Below are 21,415 nucleotides of genomic sequence, written 5' to 3' on the forward strand. Positions count from 1 at the left end.
TACTGTATGGAAAGCAACAGCAACGGTCAAGTCACCCGCCCAGAGTGACCGAATCGTGACCCGGTGGAACGAGGAGGTGCCATGCCGGTCCGCATCAGGGATGTCGCCGAACGCGCCGGCGTCTCCGTGGGCACCGTCTCGAACGTGCTCAATCGCCCGGAGGAAGTCTCGTCCGATTCCGTCGAACGGGTCACGCGAGCGATCGAAGAGCTCGGCTACATCCGCAACGACGCCGCACGCAAGCTGCGAGCAGGAGTCTCGACGACGGTCGGATTCGTCGTCCTCGACGGGCAGAACCCGTTCTACAACGACGTCGTGCGCGGCGCGGAAGACGAGGCGACACGTCACGGCATCGCGATCCTGTACGGCAACACCGACGAGGACGTCTCGCGTGAGCGCATGTACCTCGACCTGTTCCAGGAGCAGCAGGTGCGGGGACTCCTCATCGCCCCCTACGGCGATGTGACCGCACGACTCCAGCGACTCCGGGCGAGCGGCATCGCCGCCGTCCTCGTCGACCGTTTCAGCGGCGACGGCCGGTTCTCCTCGGTCTCCGTCGACAGCGTCGCAGGAGGACGACTCGCCGTCGACCACCTCATCGATACGGGCAGACGACGCATCGCCTTCGTCGGCGGCCCGTTCGACATCCGGCAGGTCAATGACCGTCTCGCCGGAGCCCGCGCCGCCGCGGAGAACGCCGGTTCGCACGTCGACCTCGAAGTGATCGCGACGGGCGCCATGACCGTCGACGAGGGCGCCGCCGCGGGCGCGCGTCTGCTCGCCCGCTCGCGGCGCGAGTGGCCCGACGCCCTCTTCGCTGCGAACGACCTTCTCGCGCTGGGGCTGCTTCAGGCGCTGGTCGTCGACGGACGCGCCCGCGTTCCCGACGACATCGCCATCATCGGTTTCGACGACATCCCCTTCGCGGGCGCGGCGGCCGTCCCGCTCTCCTCGATCCGGCAGCCGAGTCGCATGATCGGACGCACCGCGCTGCGCATCGTCCTCGAAGAGGCCGACGATCCCGACAGCATCCCGCGGCAGACCGTATTCCCCCCCGAGCTGATCGTGAGGGCCTCGACCGCGGGCTGAGCGGTCTCAGTGGGCCAGGACGGCCTCCCCCGGCGCGATCTCCGACGGCTTCCGGACGAAGAAGGCGAGGATCACCGCCGCACTGGCGACGATCGCGCCGACCACGAACGCCGTGTGCACGCCCGCGGCTGTCGCCTGGACGGCATCCACCCCGTTCTGCAGAGCGGATGCCGCGCCCACCGACATCAGCGTGACGAACAGGGCGGTTCCGGCGGCGCCGGCGACCTGCTGCAGGGTGCCGACGGTGGCGCTGCCGTGCGAGTACAGCGCGTGCGGCAGCGAGCCCAGCGCCGAGGTGAGCAACGGGGTGAAGACGCAGCCGAGGCCGAGGTTCAGCGTCACGTGCACAGTGATCACCCAGCCCACGGTTGTCGCGCTGTCGAAGGTCGTCATCCTCCACAGCGCCGCGGCGGCGACGATCATGCCGGGGATCACGAGCGGGGTCGGGCCGAAGCGGTCGAAGAGGCCGCCGACGACGGGAGCGATGAGACCCATCAGGATGCCGCCGGGCAGGAGCATGAGGCCCACCGCGAGGGTGTCGAGACCGAGGACCTGCTGGAGGTAGATCGGCAGGAGGATGAGCGAGCCGAACAGCGCCGCCATCACGACGACCACGAGGACGACCGCGAGCCGGAACGCACGTGAGCGGAACACCCGCAGGTCGAGCAGGGCAGCGTCGGTGCGCTGCAGCACCAGCTGCCGGGCAACGAAAGCCACCAGCGACGCCGCGCCCACGACGAGCGGGATCCACACCGGGACGGGCGCGTGGCCCGACGCCGATTCACCGATCGAGCTGAGCCCGAAGATGAGGCCACCGAATCCGAGCGCCGAGAGGATGACCGAGAGCACGTCGAAGCGGGCTTCCCGCGTCTCGGTGACGTTGCGCACCCACAGTGCGCCAAGGGCGAGGGCGAGCAGGGCGATCGGCAGCACGAGCCAGAACATCCAGCGCCAGTCGAGCACGGAGAGGATGAGGCCCGACACCGTCGGGCCCACGGCAGGCGCCACGGCGATCACGATGCTGATCACTCCCATCATCCGGCCGCGGTGCGAGGCGGGGACGACGTTGAGGACCGTCGTCATGAGCAGCGGCATCATGATCGCCGTGCCCGAGGCCTGCACGACGCGTCCGGCCAGCAGCACGCCGAAGCCGGGAGCGAGCGCCGCGATCAGGGTTCCCGCCGCGAACAGCGTCATCGCCGTGAGGAAGACGCCGCGCAGGGGGAAGCGAGCCAGGAGGTAGCCCGTCAGCGGGATGACGACGGCCATCGTCAGCAGGAAGCCGGTCGTCAGCCACTGCGCGGTGGCGGCCGTGATGTCGAGGTCGGCCATGAGCCGGGGAAGCGCCACGCCCATGATCGTCTCGTTGAGGATCACGACGAACGCCGCCGCCACGAGGAGGGCGATGACGGGTCCGGTGCGGGGCGAGGCCTCCGGGGCCGTGGGTACGGATGCCGTTTCAGGACGGGAAGCGCTCAAAGTCACGGTTCATCTTAACTGGCAGTCACTGCCAGTTTGGCGCGTTGTGCAAGAATTCATCCGTGGCTCCCGATTCGATCACCGACGACGCTGCGACGCCCGGCCTCCGCGAGCGCCGCCGACGCGAGACGCTGCGGGAGCTGTCGGACGCGGCCCTCGAGCTCTTCGAGCAGCACGGCGTTCACGGAACGACCGTCGACGACATCGCGGCGCGCGCCGGCACCTCTCCCCGCACGTTCTTCCGCTACTTCCCGACGAAGGAGGCGGCGGTGTTCCCGAGTTCGGAGGATGCCGCCGAGCTCGTCCGCGCGATGACCGATGCGATCGCCCGCGGCGAGACGCTCATCCGCGCGATCGAGCACAGTTGGCTACGTCTGCTCGCCGACTTCGACGCGCACCCCGGCGAGCACCGGCGGGCTCTCCGCTTCCGACGGCTGGTCGGAGCCGAGCCCACCCTTCTTGCGCTGGCGCTCCGCAACGAAGCGGAGCAGACGGATCGGCTGACCGACGCCGCCGTCGACGCCGCGGGCGCGGACGCCGACGTCCTCACCACGCGGGCAGCGATCGCCGCCGTCGCGCTGATCGTCCGCCTCGCCTTCGACGAGTGGGCCGGGCGTGCCGAAGCGGGAACCGCGGCCAGCGTGCACGCGATCTACCTCGAGCTGCGCCGCGGCGTGGCATCCCTGGCCGAACAGCTGAACGACCCCGCTCCCCACTGAGCCGCGCCGCGGGAGGCTCAAGGGCACACTGCGATGTCCTGGCACTCGATTCGAGGTCACGATGTTCGCTTGACCTCATCCACGGCGCCGACCCATACCCAGCACCGATGCTCGACATCATCGACCCGGAACACGATCCCCACGGCATCCGGCGTCCAGCGTGCGGCGACAGCGTCGACCCGGACCGGGGTCTCCCCGAATCGGACCCATGCTTTCACCTGCCTGCGCGGCCGCGGGTCCACGGTGAGGGGCACCTCGTCCAGACGCAGTTCGACCGGTGTCAGCGACTGGAGCTGCTGGTCACGGGCCACGGTCTGCAGAATGCGTTCGTTCGCCTTCGCGTCCACCGCGCCGGCGTATCGCCTGTTCGTGCCCATCGACCGTCGTTCCTCTTCTCCGGCTGAGGATGCCAGGTCGCGCCGACACTGGTTCAGCGCAGGCGCCGTTCCTCGAGGATGCGAGGAGTCAGGAGCACACGGCAGACCGCGAAGAAGGTGCACAGACAGCCCGACGACAATCGCCTCGGCGCTCGAGAGAGAGCGAGCCGCACCGGAACCCTCGGGGGTTGGGGACCGCTCAGCTGGTTGGAATGACAAAACCCCCGGGTGGAGCCGGGGGTTTTGCGTAGCGGGAGCGGGGCTTGAACCCGCGACCTCACGATTATGAGTCGTGCGCTCTCACCAACTGAGCTACCCCGCCGCAGAGCTTTCCGGAGGGCGGACCCTCCGGTGCTGCGAGCCCCGAGTCAGGATTGAACTGACGACCCCTTCCTTACCATGGAAGTGCTCTGCCACTGAGCTATCGGGGCGTGCTGCCTGCGAGCAGGCAACTAGAAGAGGATACCAGAGCCGCGGCATCCTCCCGAACGCGGATCACTCCGCAGTATGCTCGTACATCCACGCCATCGGGTCGACCCGCTGGGTCCCGCCGAGGAGCACCTCGAGGTGGAGGTGCGGGCCGGTGGACTTGCCCGTCGACCCGACGGTGCCGATCACGTCGCCGACCTCGACGGTCTCGCCCGCCGACACGCGCAGGGAGCCGGACTCCATGTGCCCGTAGCGGGTGGAGACGAGCTGACCGTCGATGATGTGGTCGATGACGACCGTCACACCGTAGTCACCGCCGCTCTCCGTCGCGATACGCACGGTGCCCGCAGCGACCGCGTGGATCTCGGCACCCTGGCCGGGCGTCAGGTCGACACCGCGGTGCGGCGTCGCGAACTTGGAGAGGTACGACGACGACCCGAACGCGGCCGAGATCGGCACACCGACCGGGAACGGCCACTGGATGTTCGACTCCGAATCGTTCACCCATGTACCGGCGAACTGGGTGACACCGGAATCCGCCGCCACATCCGCCATCGACTCGATGTCGTACTGGTCGGAGCGGGCCAGGTCGCTCGACTTGGCGTCGGAAGCGGCGACGTACGCCTGGATCTCGGTCTTCGCACTGGCCTTCTCGGGCGCAACGAGCGAGATGTCAGCGGATGCCGCGGGGCCGAACGCGCTGACGACCGAGACGGGAGTGGTCGTGACGACGGCGAAGGCGCCGACGATGCCGACGACGGAGACGGAGAAGGATGCCGCAGCGAGGCGCCCGAAGGCGACCTTGGCGCGTCGGGCCTTCGGCGCTCCCCCGGTGCGCACGCGGGCGACCGGCGTCTCCTGTGCGTCGACGGCCGCGCGGGCCACCTGGATCGGCGTCTCGCCGGTGAAGGAGAAGACGCGGGCGGCGAGCTCGAACTCGTCGTCGATGCGCGGACCCGGCTGCTCGGCGGCAAGGTGCGTCGACGTCGCCGAGGGCAGGATCACCGTCTCGTCGAGGAACTCCGGCGCGTGAGAGGCCGGGGCCGGAACGGGCGGAACCTCCTGCGCAGCGCGGACGCGACGGCGCAGCGGAAGCGCTGCGGCGACCGTGTCGACGACGATCTGCGCGGGCGTCGACGCGACGGGGCTTTCGATGGTCGCCGCGAGCTCCGCCTCGAGCCGGGCGGCCTCGGCTTCCGCCGCGATGCGACGGTACTCGGCACGAGTCAGCGAACCGCCGCCGGACACGGCGGGTCGCCGGTCACGACGGGCGCCGGAGGCGTCGGTCGCGGGGGTGTCGAGGGTCAAACGCGCAGGCTCTCGGAATCATGCGGCTGGCGCCGCGGCTTCGGGCTTCAGGATCTCTCCGCTCGGGCAGCGAAGGTAACGATCAGGTAACCACGCTACACGACGGCGCTGAAAAAGGCATGTGCGTAGGTCACAGTCCGATCGCCTCGACCAGGCGGGCATGGAGGGTCGCTCCGGCGGCCACCGTCATGGCCCGCCCCGGCCGTCCGCCCGGCGCCCCGGTGACCACGCCGCCGGCCTCCTCGACGAGCAGCGCGCCGGCGGCGTGATCCCACGGGTGCAGCCCTCGTTCGAAGTAGCCGTCCAGGCGACCGGATGCCACGTACGCGAGATCGAGCGATGCCGCGCCCGCCCGCCGAAGGTCGCGAAGCAGGGGCATCACTGTCGCGACGCGCGCGAGGTCGCCGGCATGGGTCGCCGGGTCGTACCCGAAGCCGGTCGCGACGAGCCCGCCGGCCTCTCCGACCTCGCTCACCGCGAGCCGCCGCGAGCCTAGGAATGAGCCGCCGCCGCGCACCGCAGAGAACATCTCGCCCGTCGCGGGGTTGTGGACGACGCCCGCCAATGCCGACCAGGTCACGGGGTCGGGCTCGCCTTCGACCGCCGCGATACTGACGGCGTAGTGCGGCATCCCGTAGGCGTAGTTCACCGTGCCGTCGATCGGATCCACGACCCAGGTGATTCCGGAAACACCTCGCTCCGCCCCCGACTCCTCCCCCAAGAAGCCGTCGTCCGGACGTGCCTCGTCCAGGCGCGCACGGATCAGAAGCTCCACCTCGCGGTCGGCCTCCGTGACGATGTCGGCGAGCGCCGACTTCGTCGCGGCGATCGCGACCCCCTCCTCACGTCGACGGCGAGCCAGGTCACCGGCCTCGCGGGCGATGTCGAGGGCGAGATCGGCGAGCGCGGCGGCATCCATGGGTCCCACGCTATCTCGCACTACGGTGAGCATCATGGCCAGCACCCGTGACGTCATCATCGTCGGCGGCGGGCACAACGCCCTCGTCGCCGCCGCTTACCTCGCCCGCGCCGGACGGAGCGTGACCGTGCTCGAACGCCTCTCGCACGTGGGCGGGGCGGCCGTGTCGGAGCAGCCGTGGGAAGGCGTCGATGCGCGCCTGTCGAGGTACTCCTACCTCGTCAGCCTGCTGCCCTCCTCGATCATCCGAGACCTGGGGCTCGACATCCGACTGAAGCGGCGTCGCTACTCCTCGTACACACCGCTCCCGGGCGACCCCGGTCGCGGCGTCCTCGTCGACGGTGGCGATGAGGCAGCGACGATGGCGAGCTTCGCGCGCGCCACGGGAGACCCGCGCGAGGCGGAGCGTTTCGCCGACTTCTACGACCGCCTGCGTCCCCTGGCGACCACACTCTTCCCCACGGTGACCTCTCCCCTCGTGCGCGCAGCCGACGCCCGGGCGGCTCTCGGCGACGACGACCTCTGGGAGGCGGTCACCGAGCGCCCCCTCGGCGAGCTCATCCGCGACGCCCTCACCGTTGACGTCACGAGGGGCATCGCGTTCACCGACGGGCTCATCGGGACGTTCGCGACGGCGGACGACCCCTCGCTCCGGCAGAACCGCTGCTTCCTGTACCACGTCATCGGCGGCGGCACCGGGGACTGGGACGTGCCGATCGGCGGGATGGGGAGTGTGAGCGGCGCCCTCGAGCGCGCCGCACGCGCCGCCGGCGCCGAGATCCGGACCGGGTCCACCGTCGTATCGGTGACCCCCGACGGTGAGGTGACCCTCGACGACGGCTCCACCCTGCACGCGACGCTCGTCCTCAGCGGCGTCGGCCTCGCGGTCCTCGACCGGCTGCTGGCTTCCGGCGGCGCCGCGACCCCGAGCGCGGAACCCCCGCGTCCCGAGGGCGCCCAGGTGAAGGTCAACATGCTGCTCCGGCGCCTCCCCCGCCTCCACGACGCGACCGTTGATCCCCGCGCCGCCTTCGCCGGCACCTTCCACATCAATGAGACGCTGACCCAATTGGATGCCGCGCACGCGCGAGCCGCGAGCGGCGGCATCCCCGATCCCCTCCCCGCCGAGATCTACTGCCACTCACTGACCGACCCGAGCATCCTCGGTGCCGAGCTTCGCGACGAGGGCGCGCAGACGCTGACGCTGTTCGGACTGCAGGTTCCGCACCGTCTCGTCGCCGACGGCGTCGCCGATCGGGCGTCGCTGTTGCAGGCGGCTCAGCGCTCGCTCGACTCCGTGCTCGCCGAGCCGATCTCCGATGTCGTCTACGAAGCGCCCGACGGCTCCCCGTGCATCGAGGCGCGCACGACCGCCGACCTCGAGGATGCACTCGGCATGGCCGGTGGCGACATCTTCCACGGTGACCTGTCGTGGCCGTGGGCACCCGACGACGCACCGCTCGACACCCCGGCACAGCGATGGGGCGTCGCCACGGCGCATGATCGGGTGCTCGTCTGCGGGTCGGGCGCGCGACGAGGCGGCGCCGTCAGCGGCATCGGCGGCCACAACGCGGCCATGGCCGCCCTGGAGATCCTCAGCCGCTGACGGAGCTCACTGCTGCGGCGGCGCCGGCGGTGCCGGCGGTGCGGCCGGGTAGTCGGGCTGGTTCGGCACGGGAGGCGCGGGCTGGTAGGCCGGAGCCGCGGTGTTCGGCTGCGGAGCCGGAGGCTGAGGCGACTGAGGCTGCTGCGGCGGCGCATCCGCCGCGACGGGCTCGGTCGGCGCGACAGCCTGCGGCTGCGGGTAGGTGGGCCATCCCGTGTAGTAGGCGTTCCAGTCGGGGCTGCCGTCGGGGAGCACCGGCAGGGGCGTGCGCCCGTCGGCGTACGTCGGCCAGGCCTGCGGCTGCGGCGCAGCCTCCGGTGCCTGCGGGGTGGCGGACGCGGCGTAGGCGGAACCGTAGGCGTACTGGCCCGCGGGTGCCTGGTCGACGGGGCGAGGCTTCTTCGGCGCGAAGAGAGCATTCACGAGAGGCACGAGCGCCGTCCCGACAGCGACCAGGATCGCGAGGGCGACGACGACCCGCCAGTAGATCGGGAGGAAGTCGAAGAACTCGGCGAGCATGAGCGGCAGGATCAGCATGATCCCGAGGATCACCAGCAGACCCATGGTCACGTACGCGACGACGCTCGTGAAGGTCGTCTGGTAGCGCGCGAAGGCCTTGGTGAACAGCCGGATGTGCAGGAGGGCGCCCTGCAGGATCAACAGGATCAGCAGGAACTTGAAGAAGCGTTCGATGCCGACCGCGTAGGCGCCGGGAGCCTCCGGCATCCAGATCATGAAGGCGCCCACCAGGAGCGCGAGCACCCACGACAGCATGCTGGCGAGGGTGAACCATGCCTGGCGGCGCGCCGCGAGCGCGGACTCGAGGATCGCGATGCCGGCGAATCCCGCCAGCAGCAGGATCGTCAGGAACGCCTGACCGACGATGCCGTTGGAGTCGCCGATGAGGACCCACACGACGCACACGAGCGCTGCGGCGATCAGGGCGCCGATCGCGACCCAGATGGCGGCACGGAAGATCTTCGTCGATCCGGGGGCGGTGATCGGTTCGCTCATCGTCGTTCCCTTCGGCGGGCGGCGCCCGCAATTGCCCCCATCCTGTCAGACGCGAGCGGCACGACGGATGTCATCCACAGGCCGTGGTGAGCGCGCTCTCGCCGCCGATCCAGCGGCGGCCGGCGTCACCGATCGAGCAGGTCGTCGACGCCCCGGTCGGGGAGTCCCACGGTCACCTGCGTGCCCCACGGGTCGGCCACGACGATGTCGCGCCCGCTGTCCGCGAAGGGCTGATGGCGATCGACGAGACGGGATGCCAGGGCGTCGAGGTCTTCTCTCGAGGGCACGGTGATCGCGACGTCCCCGAGTCCGAGGCCGGCCGCCCGGGGGCCCGCTCCGCCGCTGTTCCACGTGTTCATGGCGACGTGGTGGTGGTATCCGCCGGCTGAGGCGAACAACGCGCCGGGGTAGCTTGCGACGGTGGTCTCGAAGCCGAGAGCGTCGACGTAGAACGCGCGGGCGGCCGCGATGTCACCGACCTGCAGGTGGACGTGGCCCACTCTTCCGTCCGCGTCGGCCACGCCGGACAGGGCATCCTCGGTGAGGTGCTCGCGCAGGTACGCGTTCGGGTCGAGATAGAGGGTGGACATCTGCAGCTCGCCTGCCGCATACCGCCACTGGTCCCGAGCGCGGTCGACGTAGAGCTCGATGCCGTTTCCCTCCGGGTCGGTGAAGTAGAACGCCTCGCTGACGAGGTGGTCACTCGAGCCGGTGAAGCGACTGCGCGGATCCTGGGCGGCCCGGTACACCGTCGCGGCCAGCGCGGGCGCGTCGTCGAAGAGGAACGCCGTGTGGAAGAGTCCGGCCTGCCGCGGGTCGACAGCCGGGAGTCCGGGGGTGCCGATGAGGCGGACCATCGGGGTGCGTCCGCGGCCGAGCACGCGATGCACCTCGGTGCCGCGTGACCGCTCCTCGATCGGTTCCAATGCGAGGGCGCCCGCGTAGTAGGAGGACATGGTCTCGAGATCACCGACGCGCAGCGTGACGGCATCCATCCCCGTGTTGGGGTTGAGGGTCTTGTCGTGGACGGCAGGCGTTGCCATGGTCGCATCTCCGGAGGGTAGGTAGTTGCAGGTACAACGACCGCCTGGCACCGTTCATTCCCGGTGTGCACTTCACCGTGGGCGAGCGTCCCTCGACCTCGCTGCAGGTGACCATGTCTGACACGGGCAAGACGAGCGCGGGCTCCCCCGAGAGATCACGGGACGAGCGGCGCTGCTGACCAACGTCGGGGGGCGGCGTCCCAGGCCTACTCGAGCAATCGCGTGTGCAGCCGTAGACGCGACGGGGTCGCCTCGCCGTCTATCCATCACGCGGGGTTCCTTGTGGTCGCCGTGGGGGCGTTCGGCGCGAGTGCTTGCCCCGGCTTCGACCGCTCGCGCACCGCCCGCGACGCGGGAGCGTCGACGCGACGTGCTGAGAGGTGGTTCTAAGGCATGGCGATAGGTCGGGAACGGCGCCGCTCCCTGCGCAGGAGGGAGCGCAGGGTCTCGGCGTTCGCGTAGCCGACCCGTAGCGCGATCTCGGCGGAGGTGAGGTCCGTGGTTGCTAAGAGGTGCCGAGCTCGTTCGATGCGAAGCCGTTGGACGAAGCCGAGCGGAGTGAGGTTGAGCGCCGCACGGACTCGTCGTTCGAGGGTGCGCCGGCTGGTGCCGAGCGACTGCGCGACGAAGGTGATGTTGAACGGTTCGTCCAGGCGGGCGCGCACGAAGCGTTCGAACTCGACGACGATCGGGTCCTCGTGCCGGAGATGTTCGTAGGCGACGAAGGCCGCCTGCGACGGGCGCTCGTCGATGATGAGGAGCTTGGCGACATGTTGGGCCAGGTCGGGGCTGATCGATCGCACGAGTGAGAGCGCGAGATCGATGTGGGCGAAGGCGGCGCCGGCGGTGACGAGGTTCCCGTCGACCACGACCATGGTGTCGAGATCGAGGGCGACGGTCGGATAGCGCCTCAGGAACTCCGGCCCCAGGAACCAGCTGGTCGTCGCCCGCCGATGATGCATCCGTCCGGTCTCGGCGACGGCGAACACGCCGGTGCACGCCGCGGCGATCCGGGTGGTCGCCTCGTCGAGGCGCCCGAGCGAGGCGATGACCGAACGAGCATCTCGGCTCTGGAGGACGTCGTTGGTAGCGGCGGCCGTAAGGGTTCCAAGCGCAGGGACGACGACCACGTCGAACTCTCCGGACTCCGACAGCGGGTGGTCCACCGACAGTGTCATCGATGCCGTCGTGGTCACTCGCCGTTTCGGTCCGAGGATGGCGAGTTCGATCGGGTCGATCCGCGGGTCGACATCGCGGCGGGCACCCTCGGCCACCCGCACGATGTCGATGATCGACGCGATAGCCGAACCGAAGCAGCCGTCGATCGCGATCAGTCCGATACGCATGACGTAAACGATAGCAATACTGCCGTATACGCCACTGCCCACCGGCCCTCGCTCGTCATACGCTGAACTCGTCCCACGAAGAACCCCGACTGCAAGGAGAGTCCCTCATGTCCACACCCGCATCACTTCCGTATGCCTTCGTCGCCAAGATCGTCGCGGCCGATGGACAGCACGACGCGGTCGCCGATCTGCTCGCCGGCGCTGTCGCACTCGCCAACGAAGAAGTAGGAACGATTGTCTGGTTCGCGGTCAGGACCCACGCCGACACCTTCTGGATCTTCGATGCATTCCCCGACGAGGCCGCTCGCGACGCCCACGCCAACGGCGCCATCGTCGCAGCCCTGATGGCCAACCAGCACCTCCTCGGCGCAGCACCCGAGATCCTGGCGGCCGACGTCCTCGCGTCCAAGCTCCCGTAGTCCGCCAACGCACGAGACGATCGCGCCCCGCCGAGCCGTCGGACCCGACCGCCTCGACACCCGTACCATGTCGACGGTCCCCGACGGGCCGATCACGGTGAGGCCAGGCAACACCAGGCGCAAGCCTGGAGCGGCACTGGTTCACCGGTGGTCATCGAGAGAGCCAGCGCGGCTCCATGGCAGCGCAACTGTGGCAACTTGCCCTCCGTCCCGCGAGGCGTTGTGGGCGGGTCTTGGTTGCGATCCGTTGCCGTGACGGGAGACGCGTTGCGCGTCGCAGCGTTGGGGACAACGCATAGAACGCGTTGTCGAACTCGACGGGCGGGACGTCACCGAGGTATCCGTGGAGGCGCTGCGTGTTGTGCCGGTGCACCCATCCGAGGGTCGCGAGCTCGAGGTCCTCGACTGTCTTCAACGGTCCTGAGCGTGCGGGTCCGCGGACGAGTTCGGTCTTGTAGTAGCCGTTCACCATCTCGGCGAGGGCGTTGCCACCATGATGCTCGCAGTCATCAATATGAGGCGCTTGGTGATGCTATCGACCGCCGGAAGCTGAGCCTTCCCGCGCCACGCGGAGGGGATCGCGTCGCCCCCCCCACTCAATGACAGAGGCCCGGACTCACGACGTTCTGCGTGATTCCGGGCCTCTCTCGGTCGGGTGGCGAGTGAGGGATTCGAACCCCCGAATGCAATGCAGTCTGATTTACAGTCAGATCCCTTTGGCCGCTTGGGTAACTCGCCAGGTGCGCACCCGCCCGGCTTGTGCAGTCGACCGGAGGCGCGATCACCTATCTTACCCTCCGATCGGAGCCACCGAAAACCACGGCTTCAGGCCGCTGTTGCCACCCGCTCGACGAACGACTCGAGACGGTGCCGAGTGCCGTCGATCCGCCGGTCCACACTCGCGCGGATCTCGCTCGGCGCGAGAGGACCCGCGATGCGCACGTTCTCGTGGCAGGTCAGATCGGCGCAGACGTAGGTGCCCACGCTGTCGCCGCGATCACCGGCATCCCCCGTCTTGCGCGCTGTGAACATGGTGACCTGGTTGCCCGGCTGCATCGTGTGGCAGATGTTGCACATCGACGACCGCCCCTGCGAGGAGCCGCTCGCAGCACGCAACACGATTCCGGTGGGTTCGCCGCCGAGTTCCGCCACGACGTATCCGCGGCTGCGGGTGGTGGGGTCGCGCCAGGCGAGGAAGTCGAGGTGGTCCCACTCGAGGAGGGCGAAGTCGTGGGGCAGTTCCAGGCGTTCGCGCTCGTCCTGCGTCGCGTTGACGAGCACGTCGCGCAGCTGGTCTTCTGTCAGCGGCCGCATGCGGCAAGTCTACGAACGCGCAGCGCGTGACCGGGCCGCGACGACGTGGTCAGACGCGCGCGACGCCGAAGACGAGAGACACGGTGGCGACGACGGCGATGCCGAGGACGACAGCGACGATCGGCCACACGAACCCACGACGCCGTATACCCGCGTAGACGAGCCCGACGATTCCCGCGAGCATCCCGATGACCCCGCCCGCCACCGTCGCCGCGAGGCTGATGAGCATGATCCAGCCGTAATCGGGGTTGACGGTCACGGCGAGGATGAACGACAGCACGGGGGGAACGATCGAGATGACCTCGATCACCACGCCGCCGATCCCCCAGGCGCGCTGAGCGGTCAGAGAAACGGGCTGCGCACTGCTCACACGCGCCAGCATAGGGCCGACCCGGATGCCACCTCGTTAGACTCGGCGCATGGCCGACAGCTCATTCGACATCGTTTCCAAGATCGATCGCCAGGAGGCCGACAACGCCCTCAACCAGGCTCGCAAAGAGGTCGAGCAGCGCTACGACTTCAAAGGCACCGGAGCCTCGATCGAGTGGAGCGGCGAGTCGGTGCTCATCAAGGCGAACAGCGAGGAGCGCGCCAAAGCGGTCCTCGACGTGTTCCAGTCCAAGGTGATCAAGCGCGGTATCTCTCTGAAGAGCCTCGACTCGGGTGAGCCGGTGGCATCGGGCAAGGAGTACCGCCTCGTCACCACCCTCAAGGAGGGCATCTCCTCGGAGGACGCGAAGAAGGTGAGCAAGCTCATCCGCGACGAGGGTCCCAAGTCCGTCAAGTCGCAGATCCAGGGCGACGAGCTGCGCGTGCAGTCGAAGTCCCGCGACGACCTCCAGGAAGTGCAGCGCCTCCTCAAGGCCGCCGACCTCGACGTCGACCTGCAGTTCGTCAACTACCGCTGAGGCATCGGGGCGCCCTCGTCAAGGGCCGAGTTCGTGTCGGGCCTCGCGGGTACCGTGACTGGCGTGCACCGCTCGACCCGGGGCGGGCACGCGACGAACAGGATCCTCATGCCCCACCGAGCCCGATCAGAAAGTCGACGATCGGCCACTCGTGCCTGACCGGAAGGCCGACGCCGGAACCGTGTGGTCGCGAGTGGAAGACGGCTTCCATGTCGCCAGCCGCGACGGGAACTTCCTCGGATACATCGACCGTCAGCGCGACGGGCGCTTCCTCGCGTTCAACATGCGCTCCGAGGCCATCGGGCAGTTCGCCGACCTCGTGGCCGCGATGCGCGCCGTGGCGGCTGCTCCCGCACTCTCGCAGGCCGCGGCGGGCATCTTCACGATCCGGGAGACGCGATGACCGACCACGACGAGGCATTGCTGTCTGTCGTCTATTCCAGCCATGCGCGGGATCGGTTCGACGAGGGGCGGCTGCGCGAACTGCTGGCGCAGAGCCGAGCGGCGAACGAGCACCGCGGAGTGACCGGCATGCTCCTGTACCGAGGCGGACGCTTCGTCCAGATCCTCGAAGGCCCCGAGCAGGCGGTGCGCGATCTCCTCGAGACGATCGAGGCGGATGACCGCCACACCGGCATCCGTGTCCTGATCGACGAGTTCGTCGAGCATCGCAACTTCGCCGACTGGACGATGGGCTACGAGCAGATCACCGAACCGCACGAGCAGGCGCCCGACGGCTTCCGCGACACGTTCGACGACCTCGAGCGCGGTGACGCGTCGGTCACGCTCCGCGCCGCACGCGAGTTGAGCCTGTGGTTCCGCGTCCGCGCGAGGCACCGCAGCTGACGCCCCAACGAACGACGACGCCCCCGGACCGGATCGGCCGGGGGCGTCGTCGTCGCGAGAAGATCAGACCAGCGTCTGAGCGAACGGGTCGAAGTCGACCGGAACCGCAGGCACGGGCGCGACCGTGCTGTCGATCTCGAGGTAGGCGCCGGTCTCCGCCGAGGCCTGCGCCGACAGCAGCACATCGAGTACGTGGAAGCCGAGGTCGCCGGTGGCGACGTGCGGCCGGTCCTCCGCGATGGCGCGGACCATGTCGAGCACGCCGAGGCCGCGGCCGACGACCGTGCCCTGCTGCTCGACCTCGATCCACTCCTGGTCGGTCTTCATCCCGTCGCGGAAGACACCGAGGGGCTTCACATACGCCGTGCGGCCGTCGAAGCGGTTCGGGTCGGGCAGCACCATGGAGCCCTCGGTGCCGTGGATCTCCACGACCCCGTGCCGCTCGAGCGCCGAGTCGAAGCTCAGCAGGTGCGTTCCGTGCTGACCACCCTCGAAGGTCGAGACGACCTGGACCGAGGAGGGAACCTCGACCGGGAAGGTCTCGCCCGCGCGGGGACCGGTGTGGATCTGACGCTCCGTGCGGAACCTCGAGCCGCGTGCCGCGACACCGGCGATCGGGCCCAGCAGGCTCACGAGCGCGGAGAAGTAGTACGGGCCCATGTCGAGCAGGGGGCCGGCACCGTTCGCGAACAGGAAGGCGGGTTCGGGATGCCACAGGTCGGGGCCCTGCGTCTGGAACGCGGTCTGCACGAACAGCGGCGTCCCGATGACGCCTTCCGAGATGGCGCGCTTGGCGGTCTGGAAGCCGGGGCCGAGGATCGTGTCGGGAGCCGAACCGACGCGCACGCCCTTCGCCGCAGCGTCGCTGAGCAGTCGGCGCGCACCCTCGCGGTCGAGGCCGAGGGGCTTCTCGGTCCAGACGTGCTTGCCTGCAGCGATCGCGGCCGAGGAGACCTCGATGTGCACCTGCGGGATGGTCAGGTTGACGACGAGCTCGACCTCGGGGTTGGCGAGGACCTCCTCCAGGGTGCCCCACGCGGGCACGCCGTGCTCCTGCGCCTTGGCCTGGGCGCGCTCGGGGATGATGTCGCCGATCGCGACGACCTTCACGTCGGGGAACGAGGTGAGGTTCTCGAGGTAGGTCTGGCTGATGACACCGGCGCCGACGACGCCGATTCCGACGGGGCCGGTCATGCGATGAACCCGCCGTCGCGCAGGAAGGCGTACGAGGCGGCGATGTCTTCGAACACGTCGCCGGGCGCCTTGTCGTACTCGATGACGGCGAAACGGATCTCGCCGTTGGCCTTCAGCGACTCGGCGAGGGGCACGTCGCCCGTGCCGGCGCGGCGCTGGTCGAGGGTGTCGGAGCCGAAGCTCCCGGCGCCGGGGGCCCACGGGTTGGACGTGGGGACGACGCCGTCCTTGACGTGCACGGCGACCAGGCGCGAGCCGAGGCTCTTCACCAGGGCGGGGACGTCCTGCCCGCCGGTGAGCGCCCAGAACAGGTCGAGCTCGATCTCGACGCGGTCGTCGGTGAGTTCGATGAATCGCGCGTAGGCGCTCTGTCCGTCGAAGTCGGCGACGAACTCCTGCGCGTGGTTGTGGTACCCGACGGCCAGGCCGAACTCGGCTGCCTTGTCGGCGGCGCGGTTGAGGCGCTCGGCGATGTCGGCGACGCCGTCTTCGGTGAGCCAGCGCTCCGGCGCGACGAACGGGTCGATGACCGTCTTGATGCCGATCGTGGCTGCCGCCTCGAAGACGACCTCGGGGGCGGGCGTCGGGATCGCGCCGTCCGGCGTCCACAGCTCGTCGGAGAGGAGCGGGGCGTGCCCGGTGGGCGAGACGAGGCCGCTGGCATCGAGCGCCGCGCGGATCTCGGCGGGACGGCTCACGAAATCGAACGCTTCGACGTTGCGAAGGCCGATCGCAGCCAGCTTGTCGAGCGAACCGGACATGTCGGCGCTGAACTCCTTCGCAAGGGAGTACAGCTGGACCGAAGCGAGTGGCAGAGCCATGGGTCTTCCTTCGTACGTCGTTGTCGGATGCCGCAGCGCGGCGTGGCCCTGACGATACCACCAAAACCTCCACGTGGAGGTTTTTGTCGTACGCTGATCGCATGGCAGACGCAGACGACGCGGTCATCGGCCGCCGCGGATCGCAGCCCAAGGGCGTCGCGCGCCGCCAGGAGATCCTGGACCGCGCGATCGAGGTGTTCCGCGCGCGTGGGGCGGACGGCACGTCGCTGCGCAAGATCGCCGAGGAGATCGGCGTCTCGCACGCGGCGTTGCTCCACTACTTCGACTCGCGGGAACAGCTGCTGGTGGCCGTCTACGCGCACGCCGAGGCGCGACGCGACAAGCCCGCCGCCCTCGTTCCGGGCATCGACACGATGATCGATGCCGCAACCCGCAACGTCGAGGTGCCGGGGCTGGTCACGCTGTACTCGACGCTCCTCGCCGCGTCGCTGGAGAGCCGCAGCGAAGTCGGCCGGGAGTTCTTCGCCACCCGCTTCGAGCGCCTGCGCGCCGAACTGACCGCGAGCCTGCGGGCCCAGCAGGCCGAGGGCACGGTGCGTGACGACGTGCCGGCCGAGCATCTCGCGGCCCTCATCATCGCCGCGTCGGACGGTCTTCAGATCCAGTGGCTCCTCGAACCCTCCGTCGGGCTCGAATCTACTCTGCGGACGCTCGGCGCCCTGCTGCGGCCACCGGCATGAGCGGCATCCGCTCAGTGGTGCATGCGCCGCACCGACACCCGCGCCGCGGCATACGAGCCGGACAGCACGCGGTCGGACATCTGGCGCGCGTACGCCTCGCTGAGGTAACCGGCACTGCCGTCCGACGCGATGACCTGATCCTTGTCGCGCAGCACCCAGCCCCACCGGCCGTCGCCGCGCTCGTACACAATGCGCTCCACCATGAGTGCACCCCTCGTCCCCGTGTGCGGCCCATGCTAGCGGCGGCGGCGTTCGCGGCGCACGCACCGCGGGGCGATCGCCCGTGACCGGCTCCGCCCCGCGGCTCACACGCGGACTCGTCGTCGTCCTGGGCTTCCTTTCGGCCGTCGGCCCGTTCGCGATCGACATGTACCTCGCGTCGCTGCCGCAGATCGCCCGCGAGCTCGACGCCGCGCCCGCGACGGTGCAGCTGACGCTGACGGCGTTCCTCTTGGGCCTCGGTGTCGGCCAGCTGCTGCTCGGACCGCTCTCGGACATGTGGGGACGTCGACGGGTGCTCCTGCTCGCGACGAGCGCTTTCACCCTCACGAGCATCGCCCTCATCGCGGCGCCGACCATCGAGGTGTTCATCGCCCTGCGGCTCGTGCAGGGACTGGCGGGAGCGGCCGGCGTCGTGATCGCCCGCGCCATCGCCGTCGACCTCAGCACGGGCCGCACCGCGGTCCGGGCCCTCAGTCTGATCGCGACGGTCGGCGGCCTCGGCCCCCTCGTCGCTCCCCCGATCGGTGGACTGGTCGCCTCGTTCTCGGGGTGGCGCGGGGTGCTCACGGCCCTCGCGGTCATCGCCGTCCTGATGCTCGTGCTCGCCTGGCTCGTCGTGCCGGAGTCACTGCCTCGCGAGCTCCGCCACACCGGCGGGCTGCGCGCCATGCGATCGTCGTTCGCCCACTTCGTGCGGGACCCGATCTACCTCGGCTACACCGGTGCGTACGTCGCCGGGTTCGCGGGCCTGTTCGCCTACGTCGCGGCATCTCCCTTCGTCGCCCAGGTGATCCTCGGGATGCCGCCCTTCCTCTACGGCCTCGGCTTCGCCGGGGGCGGGGTCGCGCTGCTCGTCGCGAATCTGATCAACGCGACCTACGCACCGCGCATCGGACCGGAACGGATGCTGGTGGTCGGCGCCGCGCTCGGCGTCGCGTCCGCGACGGTCATGACGGTCTCGGCGGCCACCGGCATCCTGTCGATCACGCTCTTCCTCGGCTGCGCCTTCGCCACCATGGGGGCGGCGGGTCTCACGTTCGGCAATGCGAACGCGCTCGGCCTCGCCCGGGCGACGCCCCGCAACCGCGGCGCGGGCGCGGCCCTCATGGGCGCGTGCCAGTTCGCGACCGGCGCGCTCATCACCCCCGTGGTGGGCCTGTGGGGCGAGGAGACCGCGGTGCCGATGGCGTGCGTCATGCTCGTCGGCGCGCTGCTCAGCCTGACGCTCGGGATCGCCTCGAACCGCGCGAGCGCCCGATCGCACCCGTCGTGAGCCACCGCTCGAGCGCACGGTAGGCCTGCTCGCGAGGACCCGGACGCGACAGGAAGAGGTCGTGGATGCCGCCCTCGATCCGCGCGAGCGTGATGTCGCGCCCGATCCGGGTGGCGGCGCGGGCGATGTCGTCGACGACGAGCACCGAGTCGCTGCCGGTCATCTCGGCATTCCACGCGAACGGATTCGTCGATGCGGTCGACAGCATCACGAGGGTCGGAACGCCCACGTCGATGCCCGCTGCCACCCGACGGTGCCCCTCGACGATCGCGGCGAGCCAGCCCGGGTGCGTCGGGAATCCGCGCTCGGGCCGCCACTCGCGCCGGTAGCCGCGGACGGGCAGCGCGCCGACCTCCGTCTGCGCGCGGGTGTAGAAGCCGAGGTCGACGACGGGGTGCGCACCCAACGGATCGACGCGCGCCCGCATCTGCACGAGGGGCGACAGCGCCTGGCGACCGAGGGTGCCGATCTGCAGCTCGAGCCACGGGCTGTTGAGGACGAGCCCCGCGAGGCGCCCGTGGTGCCGCGATGCCCAGAGCGTGGCGGTGAGGCCGCCCGTCGAGTGCCCCATCATCACGAGCCGACGCCGCGACGGCGCACCGTCGAGGCCGTGGCCCATCGCGTCGAGGGCCGTGGCGATGTCGGCGTCGTACACCTCGAGCGACGTCACGAAACCGGGCGTCTGCCCGGGGCGCAGGCTGCGGCCGTACTTGCGCAGATCGAGCGCGTGGAAGCGCGCTCCGTGCGACGTCCAGAAGCGGCCGAGCTCGACCTGGAAGAAGTAGTCGGACCAGCCGTGCAGATAGAGGACGTCGACGTCGCGCAGCGGCCCCGTGAGCCGCGCGATCATCGGCGGCTCGAGGCGGACGAGCGTCGCGACGATCTCGCCCTCCTGGTCGGTGCCGAGGGGCAGCGTCAGGGACTGGAACGGACGCCCGAGGACGTCCGTCTCCCACTCGCCGCTCATCGGAGCCTCACTCCCCGCGTGAGACCCGCACCATCTCGTCGCGGTCGACGACCTTGATCCGCTCGCGCCCATGCGGTGCGCCCAGGCCGACCTCGTGCTCGTCGAGCCGGTGCCAGCCGTCGAGGTCGGTCCACGCGACCTGCCGCTCGGCGAGAAGGGCGACGACCGCCTCTTCCTCGGGCTGCTCGGGCGCCCACCACGACGCCTGGTCGTTGATGACGTGGCGGACGGTCTCCATCGCGTCGGACTTGGTGTGGCCGATCAGACCCACCGGACCGCGCTTGATCCACCCGGTGGCGTACACGCCAGGCACGCGCTCGTTGGAGCCCTTCTCGATGACCTGACCCTCGTGGTTCGGGATCACGCCGTGGCGCTTGTCGAACGGCACGTCGGGCAGCGGGGAACCGAAGTAGCCGATCGCGCGGTAGACCTGGCCGACGGCGACCTCTCGGATTTCGCCGGTGCCTTCGACACCACCGGAGCCGTCGGGCCGCGTGCGCTCGTAGCGGATGGCGGCCACATGGCCGGCCTCATCCTTCACGATCTCGACGGGACGGGCGTAGAAGTGCAGATGCAGGCGACGGCTTGCCTCTCCCCCGGCGTTGTTGACGCTGGGACGCTGACGCCACGACTGCAGCACGCGGTCGATGACCATGACCTGCTTGTTCGACGCGATGGCGGTCTTCGACGCCTCGTCGTAGTCGAAGTCCTCGTCGTAGACGACCATGTCGACGTCGTTCAGCTCGCCGAGCTCGCGCAGTTCGAGTGGGGTGAACTTCACCTGAGCGGGTCCCCGACGACCGAAGACGTGGACGTCGGTGACCGGCGACGCCTTGAGCCCGTCGTAGACGTTCGCGGGGATCTCGGTGGGCAGCAGGTCGTCGGCGTGCTTGGCGAGCATGCGCGCGGCATCCAAGGCGACGTTGCCGTTGCCGAGGACCGCCACGGATGCCGCATCCAGCGGCCATTCGCGGGGGAAGTCGGGGTGACCGTCGTACCAGCTCACGAAGTCGGCGGCGCCGAACGACCCTTCGGCGTCGATGCCGGGGATGTCGAGGTCGGCGTCCTTGATCGCACCGGTGCTGAAGATGACGGCGTTGTAGTGCTTCTTCAGGTCGGCGAGGGTGATGTCCGTACCGAAGCGGACATTGCCGAAGATGCGGATGTCACCGCGGTCGAGCACGTCGCGGAGGGCATTGATGATGCCCTTGATGCGCGGGTGGTCGGGGGCGACGCCGTAGCGGACGAGACCGTAGGGCGCCGGGAGGTGGTCGAAGAGGTCGATCGACACGTCGAACTTGCGCTCCGCCTTGAGGAGGATGTCCGCCGCGTAGATGCCGGCGGGTCCTGCGCCGACGATGGCCAGCCGAAGCTTGGTCATGGGTGTCCTTTCCGAGAGCCCGCGGGACGGGCGTGACGAA

General features: G+C 69.6%; 23 protein-coding genes, 3 tRNA genes and 1 pseudogene. 9 read left to right on the forward strand and 18 right to left on the reverse strand.

From position 1 onward, the window contains the following. Nucleotides 1-81 precede the first annotated feature (81 nt). Nucleotides 82-1,089, forward strand: coding sequence for a LacI family DNA-binding transcriptional regulator (locus BKA24_RS13670; RefSeq protein ID WP_184219346.1), 1,008 nt, complete (start codon nucleotides 82-84; stop codon nucleotides 1,087-1,089). Nucleotides 1,090-1,095: 6 nt separating this feature from the next. Here the strand turns inward: BKA24_RS13670 and BKA24_RS13675 are convergent, their stop codons facing one another. Beyond that, nucleotides 1,096-2,574: a DHA2 family efflux MFS transporter permease subunit gene (locus tag BKA24_RS13675; protein ID WP_184219350.1), complete on the reverse strand. Its 1,479-nt coding sequence runs from the start codon at nucleotides 2,572-2,574 to the stop codon at nucleotides 1,096-1,098. A gap of 56 nt (nucleotides 2,575-2,630) precedes the next feature. Between BKA24_RS13675 and BKA24_RS13680 the strand changes: the two genes are divergently transcribed. Then, nucleotides 2,631-3,287, forward strand: coding sequence for a TetR family transcriptional regulator (locus tag BKA24_RS13680; protein ID WP_343066128.1), 657 nt, complete (start codon nucleotides 2,631-2,633; stop codon nucleotides 3,285-3,287). Between the two features lie 56 nt (nucleotides 3,288-3,343). On the opposite strand, the gene BKA24_RS13685 is transcribed toward BKA24_RS13680, so the two are convergent. From BKA24_RS13685 to BKA24_RS13705, 5 genes are all read right to left on the reverse strand, one after another. After that, complete coding sequence (locus BKA24_RS13685) at nucleotides 3,344-3,664, reverse strand: hypothetical protein (protein WP_184219356.1); 321 nt, start codon at nucleotides 3,662-3,664, stop codon at nucleotides 3,344-3,346. Between the two features lie 248 nt (nucleotides 3,665-3,912). Next, nucleotides 3,913-3,986, reverse strand: a tRNA-Met gene (locus BKA24_RS13690). 37 nt (nucleotides 3,987-4,023) lie between these two features. Continuing rightward, nucleotides 4,024-4,095, reverse strand: a tRNA-Thr gene (locus tag BKA24_RS13695). 64 nt (nucleotides 4,096-4,159) lie between these two features. Beyond that, entirely contained in the window at nucleotides 4,160-5,401 is a 1,242-nt protein-coding gene (locus tag BKA24_RS13700; RefSeq protein ID WP_184219359.1) for a peptidoglycan DD-metalloendopeptidase family protein, read from the reverse strand. A 130-nt stretch (nucleotides 5,402-5,531) separates the two neighbouring features. After that, nucleotides 5,532-6,320 (reverse strand): inositol monophosphatase family protein, encoded by a 789-nt coding sequence (locus BKA24_RS13705; RefSeq protein WP_184219362.1) that lies wholly within the window; start codon nucleotides 6,318-6,320, stop codon nucleotides 5,532-5,534. Between the two features lie 34 nt (nucleotides 6,321-6,354). Between BKA24_RS13705 and BKA24_RS13710 the strand changes: the two genes are divergently transcribed. Continuing rightward, entirely contained in the window at nucleotides 6,355-7,926 is a 1,572-nt protein-coding gene (locus tag BKA24_RS13710; RefSeq protein ID WP_184219365.1) for a phytoene desaturase family protein, read from the forward strand. 6 nt (nucleotides 7,927-7,932) lie between these two features. Here BKA24_RS13710 and BKA24_RS13715 read toward each other — a convergent pair whose 3' ends face one another. The 3 genes from BKA24_RS13715 to BKA24_RS13725 form a co-directional block, all read right to left on the reverse strand. Then, entirely contained in the window at nucleotides 7,933-8,940 is a 1,008-nt protein-coding gene (locus BKA24_RS13715; protein ID WP_184219368.1) for a hypothetical protein, read from the reverse strand. Between the two features lie 125 nt (nucleotides 8,941-9,065). Further along, on the reverse strand, nucleotides 9,066-9,983 hold the full coding sequence (locus tag BKA24_RS13720) for a VOC family protein (RefSeq protein ID WP_184219371.1): 918 nt from the start codon (nucleotides 9,981-9,983) through the stop codon (nucleotides 9,066-9,068). A 386-nt stretch (nucleotides 9,984-10,369) separates the two neighbouring features. Further along, complete coding sequence (locus tag BKA24_RS13725; protein WP_184219375.1) at nucleotides 10,370-11,329, reverse strand: GlxA family transcriptional regulator; 960 nt, start codon at nucleotides 11,327-11,329, stop codon at nucleotides 10,370-10,372. A gap of 107 nt (nucleotides 11,330-11,436) precedes the next feature. Here BKA24_RS13725 and BKA24_RS13730 point away from each other — a divergent pair, with 107 nt between their 5' ends. Continuing rightward, the gene (locus tag BKA24_RS13730) at nucleotides 11,437-11,748 is read left to right on the forward strand and encodes a putative quinol monooxygenase (protein ID WP_033107114.1); all 312 of its coding nucleotides are present in this window, start codon (nucleotides 11,437-11,439) and stop codon (nucleotides 11,746-11,748) included. A gap of 289 nt (nucleotides 11,749-12,037) precedes the next feature. On the opposite strand, the pseudogene BKA24_RS13735 reads toward BKA24_RS13730, so the two are convergent. The 4 genes and pseudogenes from BKA24_RS13735 to BKA24_RS13750 form a co-directional block, all read right to left on the reverse strand. Then, a pseudogene (locus tag BKA24_RS13735) lies at nucleotides 12,038-12,235 on the reverse strand (integrase core domain-containing protein); the annotation flags it as partial. 169 nt (nucleotides 12,236-12,404) lie between these two features. Then, nucleotides 12,405-12,486 (reverse strand) — tRNA-Tyr (locus BKA24_RS13740). Nucleotides 12,487-12,573: 87 nt separating this feature from the next. Beyond that, nucleotides 12,574-13,062, reverse strand: coding sequence for an FBP domain-containing protein (locus BKA24_RS13745; protein ID WP_184219378.1), 489 nt, complete (start codon nucleotides 13,060-13,062; stop codon nucleotides 12,574-12,576). A 49-nt stretch (nucleotides 13,063-13,111) separates the two neighbouring features. Next, nucleotides 13,112-13,432 carry a hypothetical protein gene (locus BKA24_RS13750; RefSeq protein WP_184219381.1) on the reverse strand — a complete coding sequence of 107 codons (321 nt, stop codon included), beginning with the start codon at nucleotides 13,430-13,432 and terminating at the stop codon, nucleotides 13,112-13,114. Nucleotides 13,433-13,481: 49 nt separating this feature from the next. On the opposite strand from BKA24_RS13750, the gene BKA24_RS13755 reads away from it, so the two are divergent. The 3 genes from BKA24_RS13755 (at nucleotide 13,482) to BKA24_RS13765 (ending at nucleotide 14,816) form a co-directional block, all read left to right on the forward strand. Beyond that, complete coding sequence (locus BKA24_RS13755; RefSeq protein WP_184219384.1) at nucleotides 13,482-13,970, forward strand: YajQ family cyclic di-GMP-binding protein; 489 nt, start codon at nucleotides 13,482-13,484, stop codon at nucleotides 13,968-13,970. Nucleotides 13,971-14,121: 151 nt separating this feature from the next. Beyond that, nucleotides 14,122-14,373 carry a hypothetical protein gene (locus BKA24_RS13760; RefSeq protein ID WP_184219387.1) on the forward strand — a complete coding sequence of 84 codons (252 nt, stop codon included), beginning with the start codon at nucleotides 14,122-14,124 and terminating at the stop codon, nucleotides 14,371-14,373. After that, complete coding sequence (locus tag BKA24_RS13765; protein WP_184219390.1) at nucleotides 14,370-14,816, forward strand: BLUF domain-containing protein; 447 nt, start codon at nucleotides 14,370-14,372, stop codon at nucleotides 14,814-14,816. Before BKA24_RS13760 ends, BKA24_RS13765 begins: the two co-directional genes overlap by 4 nt. A 63-nt stretch (nucleotides 14,817-14,879) precedes the next feature. Here the strand turns inward: BKA24_RS13765 and BKA24_RS13770 are convergent, their stop codons facing one another. Beyond that, on the reverse strand, nucleotides 14,880-16,010 hold the full coding sequence (locus tag BKA24_RS13770; RefSeq protein ID WP_184219393.1) for a Gfo/Idh/MocA family protein: 1,131 nt from the start codon (nucleotides 16,008-16,010) through the stop codon (nucleotides 14,880-14,882). Continuing rightward, the gene (locus BKA24_RS13775) at nucleotides 16,007-16,831 is read right to left on the reverse strand and encodes a sugar phosphate isomerase/epimerase family protein (protein WP_184219396.1); all 825 of its coding nucleotides are present in this window, start codon (nucleotides 16,829-16,831) and stop codon (nucleotides 16,007-16,009) included. The genes BKA24_RS13770 and BKA24_RS13775 overlap by 4 nt, the downstream gene beginning before the upstream one ends. A 101-nt stretch (nucleotides 16,832-16,932) precedes the next feature. Between BKA24_RS13775 and BKA24_RS13780 the strand changes: the two genes are divergently transcribed. Next, nucleotides 16,933-17,532, forward strand: a complete 600-nt coding sequence (locus BKA24_RS13780) for a TetR/AcrR family transcriptional regulator (RefSeq protein ID WP_184219399.1) — start codon at nucleotides 16,933-16,935, stop codon at nucleotides 17,530-17,532. Between the two features lie 11 nt (nucleotides 17,533-17,543). Here BKA24_RS13780 and BKA24_RS13785 read toward each other — a convergent pair whose 3' ends face one another. Continuing rightward, nucleotides 17,544-17,735 (reverse strand): YegP family protein, encoded by a 192-nt coding sequence (locus BKA24_RS13785; RefSeq protein WP_184219402.1) that lies wholly within the window; start codon nucleotides 17,733-17,735, stop codon nucleotides 17,544-17,546. An 80-nt stretch (nucleotides 17,736-17,815) separates the two neighbouring features. Between BKA24_RS13785 and BKA24_RS13790 the strand changes: the two genes are divergently transcribed. Next, nucleotides 17,816-19,027: a Bcr/CflA family efflux MFS transporter gene (locus BKA24_RS13790; protein WP_184219405.1), complete on the forward strand. Its 1,212-nt coding sequence runs from the start codon at nucleotides 17,816-17,818 to the stop codon at nucleotides 19,025-19,027. Here the strand turns inward: BKA24_RS13790 and BKA24_RS13795 are convergent. Together BKA24_RS13795 and BKA24_RS13800 are read right to left on the reverse strand one after the other, a co-directional pair. Further along, a complete protein-coding gene (locus BKA24_RS13795) occupies nucleotides 18,969-19,994 on the reverse strand; it encodes an alpha/beta hydrolase (protein ID WP_184219408.1) in 1,026 nt (341 codons plus the stop codon). The genes BKA24_RS13790 and BKA24_RS13795 overlap by 59 nt on opposite strands. A 7-nt stretch (nucleotides 19,995-20,001) precedes the next feature. After that, nucleotides 20,002-21,375: an FAD-dependent oxidoreductase gene (locus tag BKA24_RS13800; protein ID WP_184219411.1), complete on the reverse strand. Its 1,374-nt coding sequence runs from the start codon at nucleotides 21,373-21,375 to the stop codon at nucleotides 20,002-20,004. Nucleotides 21,376-21,415: the final 40 nt, after the last annotated feature.

It is taken from the genome of Microbacterium marinum (genome assembly GCF_014204835.1).
Classification (GTDB): domain Bacteria; phylum Actinomycetota; class Actinomycetes; order Actinomycetales; family Microbacteriaceae; genus Microbacterium; species Microbacterium marinum.